Raw genomic sequence first — 24,205 nt, forward strand, 5'->3', positions numbered from 1 at the left:
TCGTGCCGCGGGCCAATCGGCGGCGGCCCGATCCGCCGGATGACGGCTCGCTCGACAAGATGATCGCGGGCTTCAAGCGCACAGAGATCAAGCGCGGAGCAGAGTGGTCGGTGCAGCCGGTCGGCGCGGCGCAGGCGGTCAAGTCGTACACGTGCCCGGGATGCGGTCGCCCCGTCGAGCCGGGCACCGCCCACCTCGTGGCGTGGCGGGCCGACGGCGTGCTCGGGGATGCGGCGGACCTCGCCGCGCGCCGGCACTGGCACTCGCACTGCTGGAAGGTGTTCTGAACATGGAGATCCGTGGTCCCGTCCTCCTGCCGGCTGTCCGGGAGGACATCGAGCTGCACACGTTCGACGGGCTGACACTCGTCGGCGAGCTCGCCCTGCCCGTCGACCGCGAGCCCGTGGCGACGCTGGTGACGCTGCATCCACTTCCCACCGCCGGCGGATTCATGGACTCGCACATCCTGCGCAAGGCGGCCGGACGTCTGCCGGCCCTGGCGGGGATCGCCGTGCTGCGTTTCAACACCCGCGGCACGTCGTCGCCGCGGGGAACGAGCGAGGGCGCCTTCGACGGCGGCGAGTCCGAGTCCTTCGACGTCGCCGCGGCCATGGACTACGTGATCGAGCACGGCCTGCCGCATCCGTGGATCCTCGGCTGGTCGTTCGGCACGGAGCTCGCCCTGAAGTACGGGCGCGATCACGGCGCTGAGGGCGTCATCCTGCTCTCACCTCCGCTGCACCGGACGACCTCGGCGGAGCTCGCGGCATGGGCGGACGATCCGCGCCCGGTCGTGGCGCTCATCCCCGAATTCGACGACTACCTGCAGCCGGATGCGGCGGCGGATCGCTTCGCCGTCGCCCCGAACATCCGCGTCGTGCCGGTGGCGGGTGGCAAGCACCTCTGGGTCGGTGAGAACCAGACTCGCCGCGTGCTCGACGAGGTGGTCGCCGCGATGAACCCGGATGCCCTGCCGCTGCCCACCGAGTGGGACGAGGCGTAGCTACCTCTCGTTCTGGCGCGGGATGACGACCTGCCGATAGATGATCAGGATGCTCGCGGCCACGGGGATCGCGACGAGGGCTCCGAGGAGACCGAGGAGAGAACCGCCGGCGAGGGCCGCCACCACGACGACCGCGCCGGGTACCGACACCGCGCGGTTCATGATGCGCGGCGAGAGCACGTACGCCTCGATCTGCATGTAGACGATGTAGTAGATCGCCGCGATCAGCGCCGTCGTGGGGGAGCCGAACCCGAGGCAGGTGAGGACGATGATGGTCGAGCCGGTGATCGTGCCGACCAGCGGGATCAGCGAGAAGAAGAACGCGATGACCGTGAGCACGGCGGGGAACGGCGCCTGGATGATGGTCAGGAAGATCGCGCTCAGGACGCCGTTGATCACGCCGAGGGTCACCTGGCCCATGACGTAGTACCCGACCGAATCGATGATCTGCTCGGCGAGGTCGACGAATCGCTCGCGCTTGGACGCCGGAACCAGCTGGTACACGGCGGTCTTCAGCGAAGGAGTGGATGCGGTGAAGTAGATCGTCAGGATGATGACGATGAAGGCGCCCACCATGCCGGCGATGACGGCGCCGCCGACGGCGATGATGCCGCTTCCGACCTGCTCGCCGATCTTCGCGAGGTCGAGCGAGTTGTACCAGTTCTCGATGTACGTGAAGAGCTGGTCGACGTTGAGGCTCGGGAATGTCGTGTGCAGCCACGTCCGGATCGCGTGCACCGGATCGAACCCGCCGTGCGCGACCAGGTCTTGGATCGTCGTGACGAGCTGGCTGATCTGGCCGGCGATGATCGGCACGATCATCAGGACGATGCCTGCGAACACGGCCAGGACGATCAGTATGGTGACGAGGACGGCGAGCCAGCGCCGCAGCTTGCGCCGCTCGAAGAAGGCGACGATCGGCTCGAGACCGAGCGACAGGAACAGGGCCGTTCCGACGTAGAGCAGGATCGTCGACAGGTTCTGCATGCTGCCGATGAGCAGGAGCCCCAGACCGACTCCGAGCGTCGCCAGAAACGCGGTGCGGAACGGACTCTGCAACTTCACAAGGCATCCTTCGGCGGCTGGTGCGTGTCCCGACAGGATACTGACAAGGTCCGCGAATCCCGGCAGTGGCATGCTCCCACGTGACATTCAGGTCGTCTTCGATAACCTGAAACGTCGGCTGACAGCCCTGCGCGCCCGAGCGCGGGCACTGAAGGATGTGGTTTCGTGCGTTTCGTTTGGGCCGTGGCGGCGTTCGTTCTGGCCGCCGTCATGATCGGTGCGGGGATCGCTGAGCGAACGGTCTTCCAGGGTCCGACCAGCACCAGCGCCTCGGTGCCCGCCGGTTCCACGGCGCCCTTCGTCCTCATCGACGGCGCCGTGCTGAACTCGCGCGAGGGCACGCAGACTCTGCGCGCACAGGGCAGCGGCACGCTGTTCGCGTCCTACGCCCGGACGTCCGACCTCAAGGCCTGGCTCGCAGACACCTCGTACGACGAGGTCTCGGTGAACAAGGCCGGCAAGCTGACGACCACGGCCGTCGCACCGAGCGTGACGAGCTCCGACGGCACCGGCGGCGGCTCCGGCGGCGGCGACGCGAGCGGCGGCGGAGACGGGGGCGGCGGAGACGGGGGCGGTGACGCGGCTGCGCCTACGAAGCCGTCGCACAGTCCGGTGGGCTCCGACCTGTGGCTCGATGAGTTCCAGCAGGACCGCGTCCTGATCGCGCCGATGAACCTGCCGGCCGGAACGAGCGTGCTCGTCGCCACCGACGGCCAGAAGCCCGCTCCGAGCGTGATCTCGATCTCCTGGCCCCTCCAGACCGCCACGCCGTGGGCCGGTCCGCTCATGGTCGGCGGCGCCATCCTCATGGCTGTCGGTGTGCTGCTGTACATCCTCGCCATCCGTCACATGCGCCGCTCGCGCGGACCTCGCCGCAAGGCGCTTCCGCCGCTGCCCGTGACCGAGCCCATCGATCTCTCCGAATTGCAGGCCGACAAGGGCGTCATCAGCTCCGGCAGGACGGGCGATCGCCGCGCTCTCTCCGGACGACGTGCCTTCGCGATCCTGCCCGTCGTCGCGCTCTCCGCTCTCGCCTTCACCGGATGCTCGTCCGACGCGTGGCCGCAGTTCGCCGGCTCCGCGACTCCGACGCCCAGCGCATCCGTCATCGTTCCCGAGGGTCAGCAGCTTCCGGCGGTCACCGAGGGGCAGGCGGGACGCATCCTGACCCGCATCTCGAAGACCGTCGCACAGGCCGACGACAAGAAGGACGACACGATCGCCGCCACGCGCCTCGACGGTGCGATGCTCGCGGAGCGCGTGACGAACTACACGCTGCGCTCAAAGATCGCCGACTACAAGGCGCTGCCGGCGATCCCGTCGCAGCCGCTCAAGGTGATCCTGCCCCAGTCGTACAACGGGTGGCCGCGGACGGTCCTCGCGGTGGTGAGCGATCCGACCGACAAGAAGGTCGCGCCGACGATGATGACCATGACGCAGCAGGACCCGTGGTCGGAGTACAAGCTCACGTACGCTGCCGCGATGGAGCCGGCCGCGCAGCTGCCGAAGGTCGCGCCGGTCTATGTCGGTGCTCCGCAGGTGCAGCCCGACTCGCCGTTCCTCATCATGGAGCCGGGTGAGCTCGCCGCAGCCTACGCAGACCTGCTCACCAACGGCGCCAAGAGCACCTACGCGTCGACGTTCGACAGCGAGACCGACAAGCTGCGCGCGGCGGTGGATGCGAACCGCAAGCAGCGCCTCGACGACTTCAACAAGACCGGCGCCCAGACGGGCCAGATGTCGTTCACGGTCGCCGCGGGCGACCAAGACCCCGTGGCGCTCGCCACGCTGGCGAGCGGCGCCATCGTCGCGGTCAACGTGGACGAGAGCGAGAACGTCAAGCCGACGCAGGACGGTGCCCAGATCAAGGCGAGCGGGGCGACGAAGGCGCTGGCGGGGGACAGCTCGTCCACGGGTTACTCCACCACGTACAGCGACCAGCTGTTCTTCTACGTGCCGGCGCAGGGATCCACCGACAAGATCCGCCTGCTCGGCTACACGAGCAACATCCACGATGCACAGGTGATCAAATGACCGATGCCGCTTCCGGTGCCGCGATGCGCGGCGCCGTCGACCTCTCCGCGCTCCGCAACCGTCCGCAGCCGCCTGCTGCGCCCGCGGGCGGGCCGGCCGACAACGCCGGAGCCGGCGCCGTCGCGGTGCCGTCGCTCGTCGTCGACGTCACCGACGAGACGTTCGGGCAGATCCTCGAGCTGTCCCGCACGGTGCCCGTCGTGGTCGACCTGTGGGCCGAGTGGTGCGGGCCGTGCAAGCAGCTGAGCCCCATCCTCGAGCGGGTCGTCGTGGAGCTCGGCGGTCGACTCCTGCTCGCGAAGGTCGACGTCGACGCCAACCCGCAGCTCTCGCAGGCGTTCCGCGCCCAGTCGATCCCGATGGTGGTCGCCCTGGTCGGCGGCCAGCCTGTGCCGCTGTTCACCGGCGCCGTCCCCGAGCAGCAGGTGCGGGAGGTCTTCGCCCAGCTGCTGCAGGTCGCCGCACAGAACGGCGTGACCGGGACCGTCGCCGTGGATGGCGAAGAGCAGGGTGCCGTGGAGGCGACGGATGCCGAGCCGCCGTTGCCGCCCCTGCACGCCGAGGCGTTCGACGCCATCGAGGCGGGCGACTACGGTCGCGCCGTCGCCGCATACGAGAAGGCGTTGGCCGAGAATCCGCGCGACACTGACGCGCGCACCGGCCTCAGCCAGGTGCGACTGCTCCAGCGCGTCCAAGATGCCGACCTGCAGCAGGCGCGCGATGCCGCGGCTGCGAACCCGACGGATGTCGACGCGCAGCTGCTCGCCGCCGACCTGGACCTGTCCGGCGGGCACGTCGACGACGCATTCGGGCGTCTGCTCGACCTGTTCGCCGACGTCGACCCGGCCGAGCGCGGACCGGTCCGCCAGCGCCTGCTCGAGCTGTTCACGCTCGTCGGTGACAGCGACCCCCGCGTGATCCGCGCGCGGGGCCGCCTCGCCAACCTCCTGTTCTGACGGTCGCTCGGAGGCCGGGTCAGCCGTTCGCGCTGTGCGCGAGCCACACGACGCCGAGCGGGGGGATGCGCAGCACTGCCCGGCCCGACGCATCCGTCGTCACCTGACCCGCGTTGCCGACCCCCGAGCCGCCGTAGGCGTCGGCGTCGGAGTTGAGCACCTCGTGCCACGTGCCCGGCTGGGGGAGATCGAGGGCGTGGTCCTCCAGCGGCGTGCCGCCGAAGTTGCACACGACGACGACGGTGTTGCCATGGTTGTCGCGGCGGGCGAGGACCTGGACGTTCGGGTCCCAATGCGGCGCGCCGAGACGTGAGAATGCGGCGCCGTCGGCATCACGCGCCCACAAGGCGGAGTGCGCCCGGTACACGCGGTTCAGCTCGGCGACGTACGCCTGCAGCTGCGCGTGCGACGGCTGGTCCAGCATCCACCAGTCGAGGCTACGGCCCTCGGACCACTCCGAGAGCTGGCCGAACTCCTGGCCCATGAACAGCAGCTGCTTGCCGGGGTGCCCCCACATGTAGGCGAGGTAGGCGCGCATGTTCGCGAGCTTCTGCCAGTGGTCGCCGGGCATCTTGGCCAGCAGGCTCCCCTTGCCGTGGACGACCTCGTCGTGCGAGATCGGCAGGATGAAGTTCTCGCTGAAGGCGTACACGTACGAGAACGACAGCTCGCCCTCGTGGTGCGAGCGGTGAACGGGATCGCGCTCGATGTAGGCGAGCGAGTCGTTCATCCAGCCCATGTTCCACTTGAACCCGAAGCCGAGTCCGCCCGAGCTCGTCGGAGCCGTGACGCCGGTGAAGCTCGTCGACTCCTCGGCGACCATGATGATCCCCGGATACCGCTTGTAGGCGGTGGCGTTGACCTCCTGCAGGAAGCCGATCGCCTCGAGGTTCTCCCGTCCGCCGAAGATGTTCGGCTCCCACTCGCCGTCGTTGCGGGAGTAGTCGAGGTAGAGCATCGAGGCCACCGCATCCACCCGCAGTCCGTCGACGTGGAACTCCTCGATCCAGTACAGCGCGTTCGCGACCAGGAAGTTGCGCACCTCGCTGCGGCCGTAATCGAAGATCAGGGTGCCCCAGTCCTTGTGCTCGCCGCGCCGAGGATCGGCGTGCTCGTACAGTGCCTCGCCGTCGAAGCGGGCCAGGGCGAAGGAGTCCTTCGGGAAGTGGCCGGGGACCCAGTCCATGATCACGCCGATACCGGCCTGGTGCAGCCGGTCGATGAGGTAGCGCAGGTCGTCCGGCGTGCCGAAGCGGCTGGTCGGCGCGTAGTAGCCGCTGACCTGGTAGCCCCACGATCCACCGAACGGGTGCTCGGCCAGCGGCAGGAACTCCACATGCGTGAAGCCCTGGGCCGTGACGTAGTCGACGAGCGGATCGGCCGCGTCGCGGTACGAGAGCCCCGGCCGCCACGAGCCGAAATGGAGCTCGTAGACGGACATGGGCTGCGAGATCGGGGTCGACCGGGAGCGCTGCTCGAGCCACGCCGCATCCCCCCATTCGTGCGCGGAGGGCGCGGCGACGACGGATGCGGTCGCCGGCGGCACCTCGGCGAACCGCGCCATCGGGTCGGCCTTCGTGATCCACCCGCCCCACCGGGTGAGGATCTCGTACTTGTACACGGCGCCGGCGTCGAGGTCGGGGACGAACAGCTCCCACACACCCGACGAGCCCAGGGACCGCATGGCGTGGCCCTGCCCGTCCCATCGGTTGAAGTCGCCCACCACGCGCACAGCCTGTGCGTTGGGCGCCCACACCGTGAACGCGACGCCCGTCGACCCCGAACTCTCACGCACATGCGCGCCCAGCGCGTCCCACAGCTGCTCGTGACGGCCCTCGCGGATGAGGTGCAGGTCGAGCTCCCCGAGCGTCGGCAGGTGCCTGTACGGGTCGTCGGCCTCATAGTCGATGCCGTCGGGATAGGTCGTTGCGAGCCGATAGGGTCCGGGGGAGCCCTCGTGCACGCCCTCCCACACGCCGCTTCGGGTGTGCGTCAGCGACGTGCTCGTGCCGTCGGCGAACACCGCGGTCACCGTCTTCGCGAGCGGGCGGCGCGCGCGGACGACCCAGCGATCCGCGCCCGCGGGATGCAGGCCGAGCACATCGTGGGGGGCGTGGTAGGCGCCGGCGGCGACGGTATCGAGCAGTCCGGGATCGATCTTCCCGGGGGTGTTCTCGTCGGTGTTCTCCTCGGTGGTGGTCATCGCCGCTCCTTCACGTGCAGGATGTGGACCGGCTCGGCGAACGCGTCGAGACGGACGAAGTTGTGGTCGGCCCACGTCCAGGTGGCTCCGGTGACGAGGTCCTCGACCTCGTACGATGTGCCGGGCTCGACGCCCCACACGCGCGTATCGAGGTGGACGGTCGTCTCGCGGACGGAGTGCGGGTCGACGTTGGCGACGACGACGATCGTGTCGTCGACGCCATCGGGGGACAGCGCCGCCGGCAGGTGCTTGCTGTAGACGAGGACCGCGTCGTCGTCGCTCCAGTGCACGCTGAGGTTGCGCAGCTGACGCAGCGCGGGGTGCGCGCGCCGGATCTCGTTCAGGCGTCGCAGGAACGGGGCGAGCGAGTCGCCGCGGGCCTCGGCATCCGCCCAGTCCCGTAGCTTGTACTCGTACTTCTCGTTGTCGATGTTCTCTTCGGAGCCCGGGCGCGCCACGTTCTCGTAGAGCTCGAAGCCGGCGTACACGCCGTACGTGGGCGCGGCGGTCGCGGCGATCGCGGCGCGGACGCGATACGCCGGACGGCCTCCGAACTGCAGGTACTCGGTGAGGATGTCCGGGGTGTTGACGAAGAGGTTCGGCCGCAGGAAGTCGTCCGTCTCGTGAGCGAGGCTCGTGAGGAACTCCTCGAGCTCAGCCTTCGTGTTGCGCCAGGTGAAGTAGGTGTAGCTCTGCTGGAAGCCGGCCATCGCCAACGCCCGCATCGGCGCCGGTCGGGTGAACGCCTCAGCGAGGAACACCGTGTCTGGGTGGTCCCTGCTCACCTCGCGGATGAGCCATTCCCAGAATTGCAGGGGCTTGGTGTGCGGGTTGTCCACCCGGAAGATGCGCACCCCCTGCGCGATCCAATGGCGGACGATGCGCAGGGCCTCCGCCCGGATGCCCGCCGGATCGTTGTCGAAGTTGATCGGGTAGATGTCCTGATACTTCTTCGGCGGATTCTCCGCGTAGGCGATCGAGCCGTCGGGGAGTGTGGTGAACCACTCGGGGTGCTCGTCCACCCAGGGGTGGTCGGGGGATGCCTGCAGCGCGAAGTCGAGCGCGACCTCGAGCTTCTGCGCGCGCGCGGCTTTCACGAACCGGCGGAAGTCGGCGAGCGTGCCCAGGTCGGGATGGATGGCGTCGTGACCACCTGCCGCCCCGCCGATGGCCCAGGGAGAGCCGGGGTCGTCGGGCTGCGGGTCGAGCGTGTTGTTGCGGCCCTTTCGGTTGGTCTCGCCGATCGGGTGGATGGGCGGGAGGTACAGCACGTCGAAGCCCATGCCGGCGACTCCGGGCAGCCGCGCGGTCGCGGTCGCGAACGAGCCGCTCTGGATCGTCCCGTCCTCGCGGCGTGTGGCCCCCTCGGACCGGGGGAAGAACTCGTACCAGGCGCCGACGCCTGCCCGCTCGCGTTCGACGAGGACGGTGAGGTCAGGGCCGATCGTCATGAGGGCCGTCAGCGGCCGTGCGGCGAAGCGCTCGGCATGCGCCGGATCGCGCACGATCGCGAGAGCCGCCTCGTCGTCGACGCTCTTGCGGCGCAGGGCGGTGGCGGCCGACTTCAGCGCCTTCCGCTCAGCGGCGGGGCGGTCGGTCTCCTGCGCGGCCCGGGTGAACAGCAGCGCACCCATCTCGCGCATGAGCGGTGCATCCACGCCCGCTGCGATCTTGAGGTCGGCTGCATGCTCCCAGGTCGCGAACTCGTCGGCGAAAACCTCGAAGCGGAACGTCCACACGCCCTCCTCGAGCAGCGCGATGTCGGTCTGCCAGCGGTCGAAGCCCGGATCGACCGGACTCAGGCGATGCAGCGACTCCTGACCGCTCGGGCTCGTGAGCCGCACGTGCACCCCGATGAGGTCGTGCCCCTCGCGGAACGCGGTCACCTCGAAGGGCACGACCTCGCCGGAGTAGGCGGACGGGCGGAACCGGCGGTCGGGAGCCGCAGGAAGCGGTGACAGGAGCGGGATCCGGGAGGACAGCGTGTCGCGAGCGGCCTCCCACTCGGACGCCGCTCGGACGGGGATCGCCGAGGCGCTGCGCCACGGCTTTGCGGGGGTGGGGCTCACGCAACGAACATAGCGCGGCACCGCCGCGGCCCGAACCCCGTTTCGTCAGTCATCCTCGACGGTGTCGGATGCGGGCTCGGCTGCCGTCGCGTCCGCGATCGCGGCATCCTCGTCCAGGATCACCGCATCCGGATCCAGATCGACGCGGAACAGGCGCATCGATGTCGGCGGCATCTCGACGACCTCCCCCGCTCGGAGGGACTCGCCATCCGGCGTCGGGCTCTCGTCGGCGCTCGACCACAGCGGGACGAACAGGGCACCGGGCAGATCGGGGAGAGTGACGTCGATCGGCGTCTCACGGCCGTGCACGACGAGCAGGATGCGGTTGGCCTCCTCGAACTCAGGGGTCGACGCCGCGACGTATTGCAGCGTCCGGTGCGCGGGGCTGTTCCACTTGTCGATCGACATGGTCTCGCCATGCTCGTCGTACCACTCCATGACGGATGCCGACGGAGTGTGCTCGCCGAGCCGCGCGAACCGGATGGGCCGCAGGGCGGGGTTCTCCGATCGCACACGCGTGAGGCGGCGCACGTGCGCGAGGAGGTCCTCCTGCCAGGGCGCGTGCTCCCACGAGAGCCAGGTGAGCCCGGAGTCGTGGCAGTAGGCGTTGTTGTTGCCGCGCTGCGAGCGCCCGAATTCGTCGCCGGCGGCCAGCATCGGGACACCGGCCGACAGCAGCAGCGTGCCGAGCAGGTTGCGCATCGCCTTGCGGCGCGTGGCGAGGATGACGCTGTCGTCGGTCGGCCCCTCGACGCCGTGATTGAAGGAGCGATTCGTGTCGGCGCCGTCGCGGTTCTGCTCGCCGTTGCCCATGTTGTGCTTGACGTCGTACGACACGAGGTCGCGCAGTGTGAAGCCGTCGTGCGCCGTCACGAAGTTGATGCTCGCGAGCGGACCGCGCTCCGCGCTGAACGTGTTCGCCGAGCCGGCGAGGCGATGCGCGAATCCGCCGATGCCGTCCGGTGCGATGCCGGCCCGGCGGGCGTAGTCGATGTCGCTCAGCCAGAAGTTCCGGACGCGGTCGCGGTAGCGGTCGTTCCACTCGAGCCACCCGTCGCCGAAGCGACCGGTCTGCCAGCCGCCCATGCCGACATCCCACGGCTCGGCGACCATCTTGACATCGGCCAGTTCGGGGTCGTCGATGATCGCCCGCAGAAGCGGATGCTCGGGCGTGAAGTGATTGTGCTCGTCGCGGCCGAGCGTGGTCGCGAGGTCGAATCGGAAGCCGTCGATCTGCACCTCGCGCGCCCAGTACCGCAGAGAGTCGAGGACGAGGCGGGCCGCGGCATCCGTCGACGTGTCCAGAGAGTTGCCGCATCCCGTGACGTCGACGTACACGCCCTCGTCGGTCTGTCGGTAGTAGGAGCGGTTGTCGATGCCGCGCAGGCTGGAGCGCGGGCCGCCGATGCCCTCCTCGGCCGTGTGGTTGTAGACCACGTCGAGGATGACCTCGAGCCCCGCCTCGTGCAGGAGCTTGACCATGCCCTTGAACTCGCGCAGGATCGCATCGGGCCCCGCTCGCCGGGCCGCCTCGCTCGCGTACGGGGCGTGCGGGGCGAAGAAGCCGAGCGTGTTGTAGCCCCAGTAGTTCGCGAGCCCGTGGCGAACGAGGCGCTCCTCCGATGCGAACGCCTGCACGGGAAGGAGCTCGACGCTCGTCACGCCGAGCGCCGTCAGATGCTCGATCATCGCCGGGTGCGCCAGTCCGGCGTACGTGCCGTGAAGGGCCGGTGGGATGCCGGGATGCCTCTTGGTCAGTCCGCGCACGTGGCCTTCGTAGATCACGGTGCGATCCAGCGGCACCCGCGGCTTCCCGACTCCGCCCCAGTCGAAGCCCGCGTCCACGACCACCGAGCGGTAGCCGTCGCGGTGGCTCAGGATGCTCCGCGCATACGGGTCGAGCAGGAGTGTGCGGGGGTTGAACGTGTTGCCGTGCCCGGACGGCCCCGAGACGCGGAGCGCGTACGGCGTGCCGGGGCGGAGGAGTGGGGTGGATGCCGACCACACGCCGTCGCCGACGTTCTCCAGAGCGACCGAGTCGATGATCCAGTCGAGGTCGACGTCGTCGAGGACGACGAGCTCGACGGCGTCCGCATGCGCCGACCAGACCCGGATGGTTCCGCCGCCGTCATGGAGGGTGACGCCCAGGTCGTCCAGGTCGCTGCGCAGCAGGTCGGGTGTCTCGGCGGCGATGGCCATGGGAGTACCCTAACTGCCGCGCCGCCAATGGCGTGGCGTGCGAGAGTGGACGGGTGAGCGTCTACCTCGACCACGCGGCGACGAGCCCCCTGCGCCCCGAGGCCCGGGACGCGTGGCTCGCCGCCTCGGAGGTGGTCGGGAACGCGTCGTCGATCCACGGCGGAGGACAGGCTGCACGGCGGGTTCTCGAGGAGGCCCGCGAGCATCTCGCCGGTGTGCTCGGGTGCGACCCGATCGAGGTCGTGTTCACCTCCGGCGGGACAGAATCCGTCAACCTCGCTCTCAAAGGACTGTGGTGGGGGCGCGCAGCCGGCACGGACGCGGTCGTGCTGCCCGACGGCGAGCACCACGCGACACTCGACACGGTGGAGTGGCTCGCGACGCACCAGGGCGCTCGCATCGAGGCCGTTCGCATCGACAGCATCGGCCGCATCCCCGTCGACGCGTTCGCCGCGGCCCTCCCCGGAGCCGCGGTCGCCACCGCGCTCGTCGCGAACAACGAGATCGGCACCGTGAACGACGCGGCGGGTCTCGCGGCGGCGGCCCTGGATGCGGGTGTGCCGCTGCATCTCGACGCGATCGCAGCCCTCGGGCATGTGCCCGTGTCGTTCTCCGCCTGGCGCGGCACGAGCGCCCTCAGCGTCTCGGCCCACAAGATCGGCGGGCCCGTCGGCGTCGGAGCGCTCGTGGTCGGGCGGGCGGCGCATCCCGTCGCCCTCCTGCATGGCGGCGGACAGCAGCGCGGCCTGCGATCGGGCACCCAGGATGTGCCGGGGGCGGCGGCCTTCGCCGCCGCGGCCGTCGCGGCGGAACGGGAGCGGCTCGCGGAGGGGGAGCGACTGACGGCTCTGCGGGAGCGCCTCATCGCGGGGGCGAGGACTTCCATCCCGGGGGTCGAACTGCTCGGCGATCCCGTCGATCGGCTGCCGGGGAACGTGCATCTGCTGTTCCCGGGCGCCTCCGGCGAGACGCTGCTCTTCCTCCTCGACCAGGCCGGTATCTCGGTGTCCACGGGTTCCGCCTGCCAAGCCGGGGTCGCCGAGCCCTCGCACGTCGTCCTCGCCATGGGACGCTCGGACGCACAGGCGCGGTCGGTCCTGCGGCTGACCCTGGGACGCACGAGCACGGTGGCCGACGTGGACGCGGTCGTGGCCGCGCTGCCCGAGGCATACGCGCGAGCCGTGGCATCCGCATCCCGCTGACGCCGCCCGATCTGCACGGAACCGCCCGACGTGTCCTGAGCGGTGGCTAGCCTGACCGTGTGGAAGAGACTGCGGCAGCCCCGTTCCCGACCGATCCGATCCAGCGCCCCGTTCTGAGCGATGCCCAATGGGTGCGCCTGACCGCGTTCGGCACTGCGGAGGACGTGGCCGCGGGCGACTACGTCTTCCGGTCGTCCGACCGGGATTACGACCTCGTGCTGGTGGAATCGGGTGAGGTCGAGGTGGTGCGCGACACGCTGTTCTGGCTCGAGGAGGAGATCATCGCCCGCATGGGGCCGCGCTCCTTCGTGGGTGAGCTGGGCGTCCTCAACGGGCAGGGCGCGTTCCTGTCCGCGCGCGCCAGTCAGGCGGGCCGGATCCTGCGCGTGTCCCGCACCGATCTGCGCAAGCTCATGGCCGAGGACGACGAGCTGTGCGACCTCATCCTGCACGCGCTCTGGGCGCGCCGCGAATCGCTGCGGCGCGGTCCGGCCGCGCTCACCCTCAAGCTCGTCGGGCCGACGGGGTCGAGCGAGCTGCTCGCTCTGCGCCGCTTCGCCGAGCGGCTCGACCTCGTGCACACAGCCATCGAGGTGAGGCCCGCCGAGCTCGAGGCGTACACCGGGGGCCACGGCATGTCGGCGGATGACCTGCCCGTCGCATTCATCCAGGGCGAGCCGCTGCTGCACGCGACGCCCGGCCTCGTCGCCGACCGGCTGGGACTCAGCTATCAGGGCCAGGCCGACGAGGTCGTGGATCTCGTGGTCATCGGCGGCGGCCCGGCGGGGCTGGCCGCCGCCATCTACGGCGCGTCCGAGGGGCTCGAGACCGTGCTGCTGGATGCCGTGGCGCCGGGCGGCCAAGCCGCGTCGACCTCCCGCATCGAGAACTTCCTCGGGTTTCCGTTCGGCGTGTCGGGCGGCAGCCTCATCGACCAGGCATGCCTGCAGGCGCTGAAGTTCGGTGTCCGCGTGTACGCGCCGTGCGAGGCTGTGCGGCTCGAGCCCGTCGACGACGGCCTCGACGTCACCCTCGCCGACGGCCGGATCGTCCGCGCGCGCTCCGCGATGGTGACCTCGGGCGCGGCCTATCGGCGCCTGAATCTCGATCGCTGGGGAGACTTCGAGCGGGCCGGCATCCACTACGCGGCCACCCAGCTCGAGCTGCGCCAGGTGATGGACAAGCCCGTCGTGGTGGTCGGCGGAGCGAACTCGGCCGGGCAGGCGGCGCTGTACCTCGCCGGAAACGGCTGCCCCGTCCACATGGTCGTGCGCGGCGACGACCTGGGCGTCCGCATGTCGTCGTACCTCGTCGACCGGCTCGTGGAGGACCCGCGCATCGACATCCACACCGCCTCGAACGTCGTCGGGCTGGACGGCGAGCACACGTTGGAGCGCGTCACGATCGATAGCGTCGGCGAGGTGGATGCCGCCGGTCTCTTCTGCTTCATCGGCGCCGACCCGGCGACCGGCTGGCTGGCGTCGCTCGATCGGGACGCCGACGGATTCCTGCGCACGGGGACCGATGTCGCCATCCAGACTCTCGAGCACTGGCAGGCGCTCGGGCGCGAGCCGCTTCCCTTCGAGACATCCCTGCCGCGCGTGTTCGCCGCAGGCGACGTCCGCCGCGGTTCGATGAAGCGCGTCGCGGCCGCCGTCGGGGAGGGGTCGAGCGCGGTGGCCTCGGTCCACCGCGCTCTCGCGTTCTGATCAGCCCGCAGAGGTCGCCAGTGGATGCCGGCGAGGCAGGACGATGACTGCGCGAGCGTGGGACGGCCTCCCGCGACCGGGTTGTCGGAGGAATGAGGCATGGTGGAAGCCATGACCGCGACGACCACCCGCGCCGAGGCCCAGGACGTGCTGCGCGCCCTTGTCGGCCGCGACGACGCCGACTTCCACGACGGCCAGTTCGAGGCGATCGAGGCCCTGGTCGACGGCCGTCGGCGGGCACTCGTCGTCCAGCGCACCGGCTGGGGCAAGTCGGCGGTCTACTTCGTCGCCACGATGCTGCTGCGCAGGCGGGGTTCCGGGCCGACCGTGCTCGTCTCGCCGCTCCTCGCCCTCATGCGCGATCAGATCGCCGCCGCCACGCGGGCGGGAGTGCGGGCGGTGAAGATCGATTCGACGAACGCGCACGAGTGGGACGAGGTCCTCGCCCGGCTCGCCCGCGACGAGGTCGACGTCCTGCTCGTCTCGCCCGAGCGGCTCAACAACCCTGCGTTCCGCGACGAGCAGCTGCCGCAGCTCGTCGCGCGCATCGGCCTCCTCGTCGTCGACGAGGCGCACTGCATCAGCGACTGGGGCCACGACTTCCGTCCCGACTACCGACGGCTGCGCGAGCTGATCGCCCGCATGCCCGCGGGGCCGACGCGGCCCGACGCCCCGGATGCCGGTGGAGAGGCCGTGCGGAGCGTCCCCGTGCTCGCGACCACCGCCACGGCGAACAGCCGAGTGGTGGCGGATATCGCGGAGCAGCTCGACGCCGGATCGGGAGAGGGGGATGCGGGCGTCCTCACGATCCGAGGACCGCTGGGGCGCGCATCCCTCCGCCTCGGCGTGCTGCGCGTCCCCGGCGCCGCGCAGCGGCTCGCGTGGCTGATCTCCCACCTCGGCGATCTGCCCGGTTCGGGCATCATCTACACCCTCACCGTCGCGGCCGCGAACGACACGGCGCGTCTGCTGCGCGAGCGGGGCCACGACGTGCGCGCCTATACGGGTCAAACCGAGCCGGACGAGCGCGAGGAGTCGGAGGCCGCGCTCAAGGAGAACCGGGTGAAGGCACTCGTCGCCACGAGCGCGCTCGGCATGGGCTTCGACAAGCCCGACCTCGGGTTCGTCATCCATCTCGGCGCGCCGTCCTCTCCGGTGTCCTACTACCAGCAGGTCGGCCGCGCCGGCCGCGCGACGGCGTCTGCCGACGTGCTGCTCCTGCCCGGCCCCGAGGACCGGGACATCTGGCGCTACTTCGCCACTGCCTCGATGCCCGATCGCGGGAGGGCTGAGCGCGTGCTCCGCGCCCTCGCCGACGCCGGCGCACCGCTGTCCACTCCTGCGCTGGAGGCGATCGTCGACATCCGGCGGACTCCGCTCGAGCTGCTCCTGAAGGTGCTCGACGTGGACGGCGCGGTCGCGCGCGTGAAGGGCGGCTGGGTCACCACGGGGGAGTCGTGGACGTATGACGAGGATCGCTACCGGCGCATCGCGGCCGAACGGATCGCTGAGCAGCAGCACATGATCGAGTACGAGGAGACCGGGCAGTGCCGGATGGAGTTCCTCCAGCGCTGCCTCGACGACGAGTCGGCCGCCCCGTGCGGCCGCTGCGACAACTGCGCCGGCACCTGGTTCCCGGCCGAGATCGCGGCGGGTGCGGCGGATGAGGCCGCAGCCGCCCTCGATCGTGTCGGCGTGCCGATCGAGCCGCGCCGCCAGTGGCCGACAGGAGCGGATCGCCTCGGCGTTCCCGTTCGCGGGCGCATCGCCGCGGACGAGCAGGCGGCGGAAGGGCGCGCTCTCGCCCGGCTGACCGACCTCGGCTGGGGCGGGGCGTTGCGCGAGGTCTTCGCGGCGGGTGCGGCGGACGGCCCCGTTCCTCCGGGGATGCTCTCCGCGTGCGTCCGCGTGCTCGCCGAGTGGGGATGGCACGAACGGCCGGTGGCGGTCGTCGCCGTGCCGTCGCGCTCCCGGCCTCAGCTCGTCGGGTCGCTCGCCCGCGGCATCGCCGAGATCGGGCGCCTGCCGTTCCTCGGGGTCCTCGACCTCGTCGACGGCGGCCCCACGGGAGAGCCCGGGGGCAATAGCGCGTTCCGGGTGTCCGGCGTGTGGGGCCGGTTCTCCGCAGCCGGCCTCGATGTGCCGCCCGGCCCGGTGCTCCTCGTCGACGACCGGGTCGACAGCGGATGGACGCTCACCGTTGCAGCACGAGAACTGCGCCTGGCCGGTGCGAGCGCTGTCCTGCCGTTCGCTCTCGCGCTGCGAGGCTGACTCCTGAACCACGGGAATGCGCGGTCCCCGGCATCCGTTCATTGCATTCGTGAGCATGCATCTCGTGGAGGTCGTGGTGATCGGCGCAGGTCAGGCCGGTCTGTCGGCGGCGTACCACCTGCGACGACGCGGCTACACGACGGAGACGGAAGCCGGCGAGCGCACCTTCGCCGTGCTCGATGCGGATGTCGCGCCGGGCGGTGCCTGGCAGCACCGCTGGGAGTCGCTGACGATGGCGACGGTGAACGGCATCTACGAGCTGCCCGGGATGCCGGTGCCCCCGGCAGACCCTGCGGCTTCGAGCCGTGACATCCTGCCGCCCTACTTCGCCGCATACGAGGAGCAGTTCGCGCTCGACGTGCAGCGTCCGGTGCGGGTACTCGCGGTCACGCGCGCCGACGACGATCCCGAGGGGCGACTGATCGTCCGCACCGACAGTGGCACCTGGGCGGCCCGACACGTGATCAACGCCACCGGGACGTGGACCCGGCCGTTCGTGCCGTTCGTTCCGGGTGCGCGCAGCTTCCGCGGACGACAGCTGCACGTCGCCGACTTTCGCTCCCGAGACGAGTTCGCCGGCCAGCGGGTGGTGATCGTGGGCGCGGGTGTGTCGGCGATCCAGCTGCTCGAGGAGATCTCTCACGTGGCGGAGACGGTCTGGGTCACGCGCCGCGAGCCCGTGTGGATCGACGACGACTTCGACGTGCCCGCGCGCGTGGCAGCGATCGCCGGGGTCGAGGAGCGCGTGCGCCAGGGGCTGCCGCCCAGCAGCGTCATCTCGGTGACGGGACTCCACTGGACGCCGTGGGCCCGGAAAGCGCAGGAGCGCGGCATCCTGAACCGCCATCCGATGTTCACCGCGATCGAGGCCACGGGCGTGCGCATGCCCGACGGCACTCTCATCGAGGCGGACGTCATCCTGTGGGCCACCGGGTTCCGCGCGGCGATCGACCACCTCGCGCCTCTGCACCTGCGCACGCCGTCCGGCGGCATCCGCGTCTCGAACGGTCGGTCGATCGACGAGCCGAGGCTCTTCCTGATCGGGTACGGGCCGTCGCAGTCCACGGTCGGCGCGAACCGCGCAGGCCGGGAGGCGGTCCGCGCGATCCTCGCAGACGACGTCCGTGTCGCCGCGTGATCGGCATCCCCGACCGAGCAGCGTCGTGCCACTAGGCTTCTCCGCATGGCATCAAGCGGATCGCGCACGTCATCGCAGCAGCGGCAGCAACAGTCGACGGGCGGCGTCCTCAGCGAGGACAGCGACCGTCACGGACTCTGGGGCTTCCTGATCGGAGTCATCGTCGCGGCGTTCATCGCCGTGCCGCTCGCTTCGGCGGTCGCGTTCGCGACCCACCCGACCACGCAGGCGCTCTTCGGTGTGCACCTGAAGAACGCGAGCCCCGGTGGCTACGCCGCGTTCTGGTGGACCGTCGCCCTGTTCCTCGCGGCTCTCCCGTTCCTCGTCGGCTTCGGCGTCGCAAAGCTCTCCACCCGCACCCTCGGCATCATCGCGGGCATCGTCGTCGTGTTCATCATCGCCTTCGTCGTCCTGGGCCAGCTCTTCCTCCTCTGAGCGGTCCGGCGCCGTTCAGGACGCCGAGTCGACCGACACCTCTACGCCCGAGATCCCACGGCGGATGCGTCCGTCCTCCGCGACCAGGAGCACGGTGCCCGCCGGGGGGAGCGGCGCGTCGAAACCTGCGACGACGGATGCGGTCGCCCACACGTCCGCGATCTCGAGAGTGGATGCCACGACCGTGGCACTGGCCACTCCGGTGGCGGCGCCCCCTGTGCGCGGGTCGAGGATGTGTGTGCCGCGTTCGGCGATTCCCGAGGTCGCGATCGCCCCGGTGCGCAGCGGCACGGTGGCGATGACCGCGCCCCGGCGACGCGGATCGGCGATGCCGATGTTCCACGTCCTGTCGAGGTCGGGGTGGGTGAACACGAGGACGTCTCCACCCGCATCGACGCCGATGGCACCGACGGACGCGCCGTCCACCAGGGGGGCGAGGTGGCGTGCCGCGGCTCGGTCGATCGCCCATCCCTTGACCAGTCCCGTGGGATCGAAGCATCCGCGCCAGTACGCGCTGAACAGGCCGCCGGTCTCGCCCTCGTACGTGGCGCACCGCGCGGCGACCTCCTGCACGAGCGGGTCCGCGTCGCCGAGCGCGAGCCGGCCGTCGGCGATGCGCGAGACCTCCGACTCGGGCCGGTACGGTGAGAAGATGCGATCGACCTCGTGGAGCTCCGCGAAGAACGCGCCGACGGCATCGGGCTGGGGCGTTCCGACGGTCTGGACACTCACGACCGTTCCCCACACGTGCTCCACCGCGGCGTGCGGCGCATCCTGCGGCGTCATCATCGTGCCTGGTCGATCGCGCTCTGCAGCGAGGCCGTGTAGCCCTCGCTGGTGTAGGTCGCACCGGACACCATGTCGATCTGAGCGCTCTGCGCCTGAAGCGTCTCATTCTGCAGCTGCGGGATCGCGTACTGGTTGATCTGCTGATCGCGGCCGTTGTTCATGGGGTAGTCGATCGCGTCGGCAGCCGTGATGCGGCCGCCGGAGACCGTGATCCGCACCTGCACCGGCCCCCAGCGGGTGTCGGTCGAGGGCCCCGTGTACGTGCCGTCCTTGAGGGTCGCCGATGACGAGCCCCCCGACGAGCCCCCCGATGAGCCGCCGGACGAGCCGTTCGACGTGCCGCCGGAGACGGCCCCCGACGTCGTGCCGCCACCGGCGGCGGTGGGAGGAACCACCTGGAGCGAGGTGCGGTAGCTGAACAGCAGCACGAGACCTGCGAAGGTCCCGAGCACGGCGTAGACGATGCGCTTCATGTCAGACCTCGAACGATTCGGTGTGGATGCGGGTACGGGGAAGGCCGGCGGCGCGCAGATCGGCGGTGACGGCATCCATCCAGGCGGGCGGCCCGCACACGTACGCGTCGTACTCCTGGATGTCGGGCGCGAGATAGGCGATGAGCTGCGGACCGGTCCACGCGTCGTGCGTGCGGGGGAGCCATGACCGTCCGCGCGCACCGTCGAGAGCGGCGTGGCGCAGGCCACGGCGTTGAACGAGAGCGGCGATCTCCGGTGCGCGCATCGCGGTCGCGGGGGTGTTGTCACGCGTCACCAGCACGGCATCACCGGGTGCGAACGACTCCGCCTCGAGGATCGCCACGAGCGGTGCGACACCCGCACCCGCGCCGATCATCAGGAGCTTCGTGCGCTCGCGCGCATCCCCGGTCGTCGTCCCGTACGGGCCCTCGATGTGCACACGCGTGCCGGGCCGCAGTGCGGCGAGGCGCGCGGAGCCGTCGCCTGCGAGGCGGGCCGAGAGCACGAGGTCGCGTCCCGGGGCGCTCGCGAGCGAGAACGGGTGACCGCGGGTCCAGCCCGGGCCGTCGAGGAACCGCCAGATGAAGAACTGGCCGGCGCGGGCGCGGGGTGCACCGCTGCGCCCGGCGACCCGCACCGCGACCCCCCGGTCGCCGTCGCGCTCGACGCCGACCACCCGCAGACCGTGACGGAGAGACCGCACGGTGGGCACGCCGAGGCGGAACACGAGGACGGATGCGGCGGCCAGCGCCCACAGCGTCCACCAATACGCCGTCGCGACCGGCGAGGAGAGGAAATCCGCTCCGGTCCAGAGCTCGTGGGGGAGCGCGAGCCCGACGCCCACGTATGCATAGAGGTGCAGCAGGTGCCAGGACTCGTAGCGCAGCCGCGCGCGAGCGCGGCGGATGCTCGTGACCACGACCAGGATCAGCAGCGCCGTGCCGGCAGTCGCGAGGAGCATCGCCGGATAGTCCACGATGAAGTCCCACGTCTGCACGAAGATGTTGACGCCGCTCGCCGCGGAGTACCCCGCGACGACGAGCACGATGTGGGCGAGCATCAGCCAGAACGACCAGAAGCCCACCAGGCGGTGCATGCGCGTCATCGCATCGCGGCCGAAGCCGCGCTCGAACAGCGGGACCCGCGCCATCAGCAGCACCTGGTACAGCAGGAGGTTCGCGGCGACGAGGCCCGTCAGGCGTCCGAGCGTGGTCAGGGAGCCGGCATCCATCGCCAGCAGATCGCGGATGCCGCCCCCCGAGATCCACAGCGCGACCACGAAGAGACTCGTCAGCCAGATGACGGCGACGGCGCCGAGGTGCCACGCCTCGCGGGTGCGCAGGCGTCGTGAAGACCTGGCGGCGGTCGTCGTCATGCGTTCGACTGTGCACCACGCCAGTGAGGGATTCCTATGACATGGCTTGCCGCTTCCTGTGGCGGCCGGCTACTTCGGCGTGATGTGCGAGGCGGTGAGCACCTGGCCGCCGGCGTCGAAGTAGACGAGCTCCACGGTGACGTCGGTGAACGGCGGCATCGGCACGCCGACAGGAGGCGGCGAGTCGACATTCCAGGAGAGAGGCAGGACGCCGAACGCCTTCCCCGAGAACGCGGCGGCGTAGAAGTGGATCGGACCGGCCACATCGAGCTGCGACGCGTCGATGCCTGCGCCGTGGTGCCCACCCGCACCATGGAGGCGCATGTTCTTCAGCAGCGCGGCATCGCCGAGGATCTTCAGCGCGCGGACCGTCGAGCCGTCGGGGCGGCGGAGCAGCACCGTCTCGACATAGCGACCGTTGGTCTGGGAGAGGGAGGTGGCCGTGAGCGTCGCCGATTCGGTGGCGACCACGGGCGCGCCCGAGTCGACCGCGACGCTCGTGTCGGCGAGCTGCGGCACGATCAGGGCCGACGCCGACGGGGGAACGCCCGGGGGCAGCGTCGGCGACGGGCTCGGCGTTGCGCCCGGCTGAGGAGTGAGAGGAGCGGATCCCCCGGGCGCGCCGACCGAGGGCCGCGGGAGGGGGACGGGGGAGCCCGTCGGGGACCCGGACGGGGAGGCGCTCGGAGACGGCGAGGACGCCGGGGGACACAGGATGCCGAACAGCCCGCTGCACAGCGAAGACTCGGCATGCGCCGCCTGGGCGGGCAGGCCCGTGGCGATACCCACGCCGCCGATTCCCACTGCAGCCGCCAGCGCGAAGCTCCGGACGCCGCGGCGCGTCTTGCGGCCGGCGTCAGCCGGCCGCAACACGAAAGGGCGCGGCTCCGGGGCGGGGGACTCGTCGTGGGCGACGGCGGTTGACGTGGACCCCATGAGGTCGTCCAGACCGAAGGGGTCGGCATCCATCGCGTCCCCCACCGTCGGCTCGGCGCTCTCCGCGGAGTCGGTGGAGGTGGCGGGGGGTGGCATCCACGAGAGCGCCACGACGGCGCCTGCGATGCCGAGGATCGTGCCGACGAGGAAGCCCCCGAGGTTCACCCCGACGACGGCGTAGACGGCGACGGCCAGGGCGAGGACGCCATAGAAGATGCGGTGCCCGGGATCGACGACGATGAGCACGCCGAGGACGACCAGCGCGACCGGGATGACGAGGGCTTGGAAGCCCTCGATGCCGACCTGGACGTGGATCTTCCCGAGGTCGAGCTGCGTCGACAGGAAGACGGCGAGGCCGGCGATGACGATGAGCGAGCCGCCGATGAGCGGACGCGATCGGTAGAAGCCGGCGAAGCGGCTGGGGGCGCTGGGAGACACGTTTCCTCGTTCGTTCGAGCGTGCGACCGGAGAGCGGCTGGGGATCCGCCCTCCGGCGCGCGGGCGATGGCTAGAAGCACTCCTGACCGTTGGTCAGCTGCAGGTGCATGCCGGTCAGTGTGAAGGTGCCGGCGGTGGTGCTCCACGCCGTCTGCCTCACGTTGTCGATGTCCAGCGAGGAGGCGTCCTGCGCGAAATCGCCCGCCGTGCCCTTGGCGCCCGTGATGACGGAGGATGCGTCGACTCCGATGCGGATGTTGTGGAACGTGGCGTTGCCCTGCAGGTCCGTCATGCCGATCTGCAGATCGGAGGCGGTCGCGGGGTTGCCGCCGCCGCCGGCGTTGATGAGCAGGCCGAGCTTTCCGAGCGGGGTATCCGTCACGACGGACTGGCAGAGGTTCGCGAGCGATGCGGTGCCGATGTTGGCGATCGCGACCGGGTGCACGGCCCCGCCCTTCTCCTGGGCGACGCCGCTGTACTGCGAGAAGCTGTCGCCGTGAAGGTGTGATGCGCTGATCTTGAACGGCGATCCGGACACCGCGAACGACACGGGGACGGCGCCATAGGCGACCGCGGTCATGAGCGCGCTGACGGCGAGGGTCGCGGGGACGGCCGCAAGCGCGACGCGTCCCCCTCGGGAACGGGTGAGGCGTGACAGCTTCATCGATCTCCTTCGATCAGTTGGCGGCGCGCCGTCCTCGGCGGCCTCTAGCGAGGCTAGACACGTTACTGGCGGAGTGTCAATACGCTATTGGCGGAGCGCCAACAACGCCCGCCGATCATCGCCCTAAGCTCGTGGCATGGGGCGTAGCAGGCTCAGTTCCGATGAGCGACGGGCGCAGCTCATCGCGCTCGGCGTGGCGGCGCTCGCCGATCGCCCGCTCGAAGCACTCACCACGGAATACATCGCCCGCGAGGCGGGCGTGTCCCGCGGCCTGTTCGCCTATTACTTCGGATCGCGCGACGGATTCCACCGCGAGGTGGTGCGCACCGCCGGCGACGCGCTGCTGCATGCGACCGAACCGAACGACGATCTCGGCCCGGTCGATCGCCTGCGCGACACGCTCACGCGCATCGTGGAGTTCGTCGAGGAGCATGAAGGCACGTTCTTCTCGCTCGTGCGCGGGGCGGCCAGCGGCGACACCGAGGTCCGCGAGATCGTGGAGGGCGTGCGCGTCGTCGAGAGCGAGCGCGTCATGGCGGTCGTCGCCGAGCTCGGGTGCCCCGATTCCACGCTGCTGAGGACGTCCCTGCGCTCTTGGGTGGCGTTCGCGGAGCAGATGCTCATCGACGGCGTCATCACACACCGCATGGAGAAGCTCCCGCTGGTGGACTTCCTCGTGCAGAGCCTGTTCTCGATCGTCGTGACGGTCGAGCCGGAGCAGGCCTCGACGTTGTCGGGCTTCATCCACTGACGTCGTTCTGCCCGGTCAGGGCCTTCGTGGATGCGGCGCAGACTCCTACGCCGCGTCGACGCTCGCGCGGCGGCGGGTCACGAGTCGGGCGACGGCGCGCCAGCCCACGAGGAACACCAGCAGGACGATCGATGCCACGACGACGAACGCCAGGACGACTCCCTGCCCGCCGACTGCGCGCAGCACCATGCCGGCCACGACCGTGACAGCCCACACCGGCAGCCCCGTGCGCACCGGCGCGAGGGGAGCGCGCCAGGCGCGCGAGAGCATCCAGCCCAGCGCCAGGCCCACCAGGAACGGCCACGCCGTCTCGAGCAGCCCGGAAAGGACCGCTTCGTGGTGGCTGGCACGGCCGATCGCGGCGAACACCACGACGAGGGCCACGTCCGCAGCGAAGGGGAGCAGGACGGTGCGAAGGGGATGACGCATCCATCCATCCTCTCAGCCTTCGTTCGGGGCATCGCCCGCCACCGCGTGTCGGATGGGCGGGGCGGC

20 protein-coding genes are annotated in these 24,205 nt (G+C 70.5%); 10 read left to right on the plus strand and 10 right to left on the minus strand.

Features of this window, described 5'->3' with window-relative positions:
- Nucleotides 1-2: 2 nt before the first annotated feature.
- Together AC0NZN_RS00265 and AC0NZN_RS00270 are read left to right on the plus strand one after the other, a co-directional pair.
- Entirely contained in the window at nucleotides 3-287 is a 285-nt protein-coding gene (locus AC0NZN_RS00265) for a hypothetical protein (protein WP_474590263.1), read from the plus strand.
- A 2-nt stretch (nucleotides 288-289) separates the two neighbouring features.
- Nucleotides 290-1,003 carry an alpha/beta hydrolase gene (locus tag AC0NZN_RS00270; protein ID WP_474590264.1) on the plus strand — a complete coding sequence of 238 codons (714 nt, stop codon included), beginning with the start codon at nucleotides 290-292 and terminating at the stop codon, nucleotides 1,001-1,003.
- On the opposite strand, the gene AC0NZN_RS00275 is transcribed toward AC0NZN_RS00270, so the two are convergent.
- The gene (locus tag AC0NZN_RS00275; RefSeq protein ID WP_474590265.1) at nucleotides 1,004-2,068 is read right to left on the minus strand and encodes an AI-2E family transporter; all 1,065 of its coding nucleotides are present in this window, start codon (nucleotides 2,066-2,068) and stop codon (nucleotides 1,004-1,006) included.
- Nucleotides 2,069-2,233: 165 nt separating this feature from the next.
- Here AC0NZN_RS00275 and AC0NZN_RS00280 point away from each other — a divergent pair, with 165 nt between their 5' ends.
- Nucleotides 2,234-4,102 (plus strand): DUF8094 domain-containing protein, encoded by a 1,869-nt coding sequence (locus AC0NZN_RS00280; RefSeq protein ID WP_474590266.1) that lies wholly within the window; start codon nucleotides 2,234-2,236, stop codon nucleotides 4,100-4,102.
- Nucleotides 4,099-5,058, plus strand: a complete 960-nt coding sequence (locus AC0NZN_RS00285) for a tetratricopeptide repeat protein (RefSeq protein WP_474590267.1) — start codon at nucleotides 4,099-4,101, stop codon at nucleotides 5,056-5,058. Before AC0NZN_RS00280 ends, AC0NZN_RS00285 begins: the two co-directional genes overlap by 4 nt.
- Before the next feature lie 19 nt (nucleotides 5,059-5,077).
- On the opposite strand, the gene glgB is transcribed toward AC0NZN_RS00285, so the two are convergent.
- From glgB to glgX, 3 genes are read right to left on the minus strand one after another with little or no spacing between them, the layout of a single operon-like run.
- A complete protein-coding gene (gene glgB, locus AC0NZN_RS00290; protein ID WP_474590268.1) occupies nucleotides 5,078-7,261 on the minus strand; it encodes a 1,4-alpha-glucan branching protein GlgB in 2,184 nt (727 codons plus the stop codon).
- Nucleotides 7,258-9,330 (minus strand): alpha-1,4-glucan--maltose-1-phosphate maltosyltransferase, encoded by a 2,073-nt coding sequence (locus AC0NZN_RS00295; RefSeq protein WP_474590269.1) that lies wholly within the window; start codon nucleotides 9,328-9,330, stop codon nucleotides 7,258-7,260. Before AC0NZN_RS00295 ends, glgB begins: the two co-directional genes overlap by 4 nt.
- Before the next feature lie 45 nt (nucleotides 9,331-9,375).
- Nucleotides 9,376-11,529 (minus strand): glycogen debranching protein GlgX, encoded by a 2,154-nt coding sequence (gene glgX, locus AC0NZN_RS00300; protein ID WP_474590270.1) that lies wholly within the window; start codon nucleotides 11,527-11,529, stop codon nucleotides 9,376-9,378.
- 53 nt (nucleotides 11,530-11,582) lie between these two features.
- Here glgX and AC0NZN_RS00305 point away from each other — a divergent pair, with 53 nt between their 5' ends.
- From AC0NZN_RS00305 to AC0NZN_RS00325, 5 genes are all read left to right on the plus strand, one after another.
- The gene (locus AC0NZN_RS00305) at nucleotides 11,583-12,731 is read left to right on the plus strand and encodes a cysteine desulfurase family protein (RefSeq protein ID WP_474590271.1); all 1,149 of its coding nucleotides are present in this window, start codon (nucleotides 11,583-11,585) and stop codon (nucleotides 12,729-12,731) included.
- Nucleotides 12,732-12,790: 59 nt separating this feature from the next.
- Nucleotides 12,791-14,440, plus strand: coding sequence for an FAD-dependent oxidoreductase (locus tag AC0NZN_RS00310; RefSeq protein WP_474590272.1), 1,650 nt, complete (start codon nucleotides 12,791-12,793; stop codon nucleotides 14,438-14,440).
- Between the two features lie 99 nt (nucleotides 14,441-14,539).
- On the plus strand, nucleotides 14,540-16,711 hold the full coding sequence (locus tag AC0NZN_RS00315) for a RecQ family ATP-dependent DNA helicase (RefSeq protein ID WP_474590273.1): 2,172 nt from the start codon (nucleotides 14,540-14,542) through the stop codon (nucleotides 16,709-16,711).
- Nucleotides 16,712-16,766: 55 nt separating this feature from the next.
- Complete coding sequence (locus AC0NZN_RS00320; RefSeq protein WP_474590739.1) at nucleotides 16,767-17,849, plus strand: NAD(P)-binding domain-containing protein; 1,083 nt, start codon at nucleotides 16,767-16,769, stop codon at nucleotides 17,847-17,849.
- A gap of 45 nt (nucleotides 17,850-17,894) precedes the next feature.
- On the plus strand, nucleotides 17,895-18,284 hold the full coding sequence (locus tag AC0NZN_RS00325) for a hypothetical protein (protein ID WP_474590274.1): 390 nt from the start codon (nucleotides 17,895-17,897) through the stop codon (nucleotides 18,282-18,284).
- Nucleotides 18,285-18,299: 15 nt separating this feature from the next.
- On the opposite strand, the gene AC0NZN_RS00330 is transcribed toward AC0NZN_RS00325, so the two are convergent.
- From AC0NZN_RS00330 to AC0NZN_RS00350, 5 genes are all read right to left on the minus strand, one after another.
- The gene (locus AC0NZN_RS00330; protein WP_474590275.1) at nucleotides 18,300-19,073 is read right to left on the minus strand and encodes an FAD:protein FMN transferase; all 774 of its coding nucleotides are present in this window, start codon (nucleotides 19,071-19,073) and stop codon (nucleotides 18,300-18,302) included.
- Nucleotides 19,070-19,546 carry an FMN-binding protein gene (locus AC0NZN_RS00335; RefSeq protein ID WP_474590276.1) on the minus strand — a complete coding sequence of 159 codons (477 nt, stop codon included), beginning with the start codon at nucleotides 19,544-19,546 and terminating at the stop codon, nucleotides 19,070-19,072. Before AC0NZN_RS00335 ends, AC0NZN_RS00330 begins: the two co-directional genes overlap by 4 nt.
- 1 nt (nucleotide 19,547) lies before the next feature.
- On the minus strand, nucleotides 19,548-20,921 hold the full coding sequence (locus AC0NZN_RS00340; protein WP_474590277.1) for a ferredoxin reductase family protein: 1,374 nt from the start codon (nucleotides 20,919-20,921) through the stop codon (nucleotides 19,548-19,550).
- A gap of 69 nt (nucleotides 20,922-20,990) precedes the next feature.
- The gene (locus tag AC0NZN_RS00345) at nucleotides 20,991-22,295 is read right to left on the minus strand and encodes a DUF6114 domain-containing protein (protein ID WP_474590278.1); all 1,305 of its coding nucleotides are present in this window, start codon (nucleotides 22,293-22,295) and stop codon (nucleotides 20,991-20,993) included.
- 70 nt (nucleotides 22,296-22,365) lie between these two features.
- On the minus strand, nucleotides 22,366-22,959 hold the full coding sequence (locus AC0NZN_RS00350; RefSeq protein WP_474590279.1) for a DUF6230 family protein: 594 nt from the start codon (nucleotides 22,957-22,959) through the stop codon (nucleotides 22,366-22,368).
- Between the two features lie 136 nt (nucleotides 22,960-23,095).
- Between AC0NZN_RS00350 and AC0NZN_RS00355 the strand changes: the two genes are divergently transcribed.
- A complete protein-coding gene (locus tag AC0NZN_RS00355) occupies nucleotides 23,096-23,710 on the plus strand; it encodes a TetR/AcrR family transcriptional regulator (RefSeq protein WP_474590280.1) in 615 nt (204 codons plus the stop codon).
- Nucleotides 23,711-23,755: 45 nt separating this feature from the next.
- Here the strand turns inward: AC0NZN_RS00355 and AC0NZN_RS00360 are convergent, their stop codons facing one another.
- Nucleotides 23,756-24,139 (minus strand): DUF3054 domain-containing protein, encoded by a 384-nt coding sequence (locus AC0NZN_RS00360; RefSeq protein ID WP_474590281.1) that lies wholly within the window; start codon nucleotides 24,137-24,139, stop codon nucleotides 23,756-23,758.
- Nucleotides 24,140-24,205: the final 66 nt, after the last annotated feature.

This window comes from Microbacterium sp. sgz311019, assembly GCF_056135325.1.

What these genes read in the sequence shown, in the direction of transcription:
- glgB (WP_474590268.1), bottom strand. Translation starts at nt 7,261, where the DNA reads ATGACCACCACCGAGGAGAACACCGACGAGAACACCCCCGGGAAGATC.
- AC0NZN_RS00285 (WP_474590267.1), top strand. Translation starts at nt 4,099, where the DNA reads ATGACCGATGCCGCTTCCGGTGCCGCGATGCGCGGCGCCGTCGACCTC.
- AC0NZN_RS00340 (WP_474590277.1), bottom strand. Translation starts at nt 20,921, where the DNA reads ATGACGACGACCGCCGCCAGGTCTTCACGACGCCTGCGCACCCGCGAG.
- AC0NZN_RS00315 (WP_474590273.1), top strand. Translation starts at nt 14,540, where the DNA reads ATGGTGGAAGCCATGACCGCGACGACCACCCGCGCCGAGGCCCAGGAC.
- AC0NZN_RS00355 (WP_474590280.1), top strand. Translation starts at nt 23,096, where the DNA reads ATGGGGCGTAGCAGGCTCAGTTCCGATGAGCGACGGGCGCAGCTCATC.
- AC0NZN_RS00360 (WP_474590281.1), bottom strand. Translation starts at nt 24,139, where the DNA reads ATGCGTCATCCCCTTCGCACCGTCCTGCTCCCCTTCGCTGCGGACGTG.
- AC0NZN_RS00320 (WP_474590739.1), top strand. Translation starts at nt 16,767, where the DNA reads ATGCATCTCGTGGAGGTCGTGGTGATCGGCGCAGGTCAGGCCGGTCTG.
- glgX (WP_474590270.1), bottom strand. Translation starts at nt 11,529, where the DNA reads ATGGCCATCGCCGCCGAGACACCCGACCTGCTGCGCAGCGACCTGGAC.
- AC0NZN_RS00335 (WP_474590276.1), bottom strand. Translation starts at nt 19,546, where the DNA reads ATGAAGCGCATCGTCTACGCCGTGCTCGGGACCTTCGCAGGTCTCGTG.
- AC0NZN_RS00330 (WP_474590275.1), bottom strand. Translation starts at nt 19,073, where the DNA reads ATGATGACGCCGCAGGATGCGCCGCACGCCGCGGTGGAGCACGTGTGG.
- AC0NZN_RS00270 (WP_474590264.1), top strand. Translation starts at nt 290, where the DNA reads ATGGAGATCCGTGGTCCCGTCCTCCTGCCGGCTGTCCGGGAGGACATC.
- AC0NZN_RS00325 (WP_474590274.1), top strand. Translation starts at nt 17,895, where the DNA reads ATGGCATCAAGCGGATCGCGCACGTCATCGCAGCAGCGGCAGCAACAG.
- AC0NZN_RS00350 (WP_474590279.1), bottom strand. Translation starts at nt 22,959, where the DNA reads ATGAAGCTGTCACGCCTCACCCGTTCCCGAGGGGGACGCGTCGCGCTT.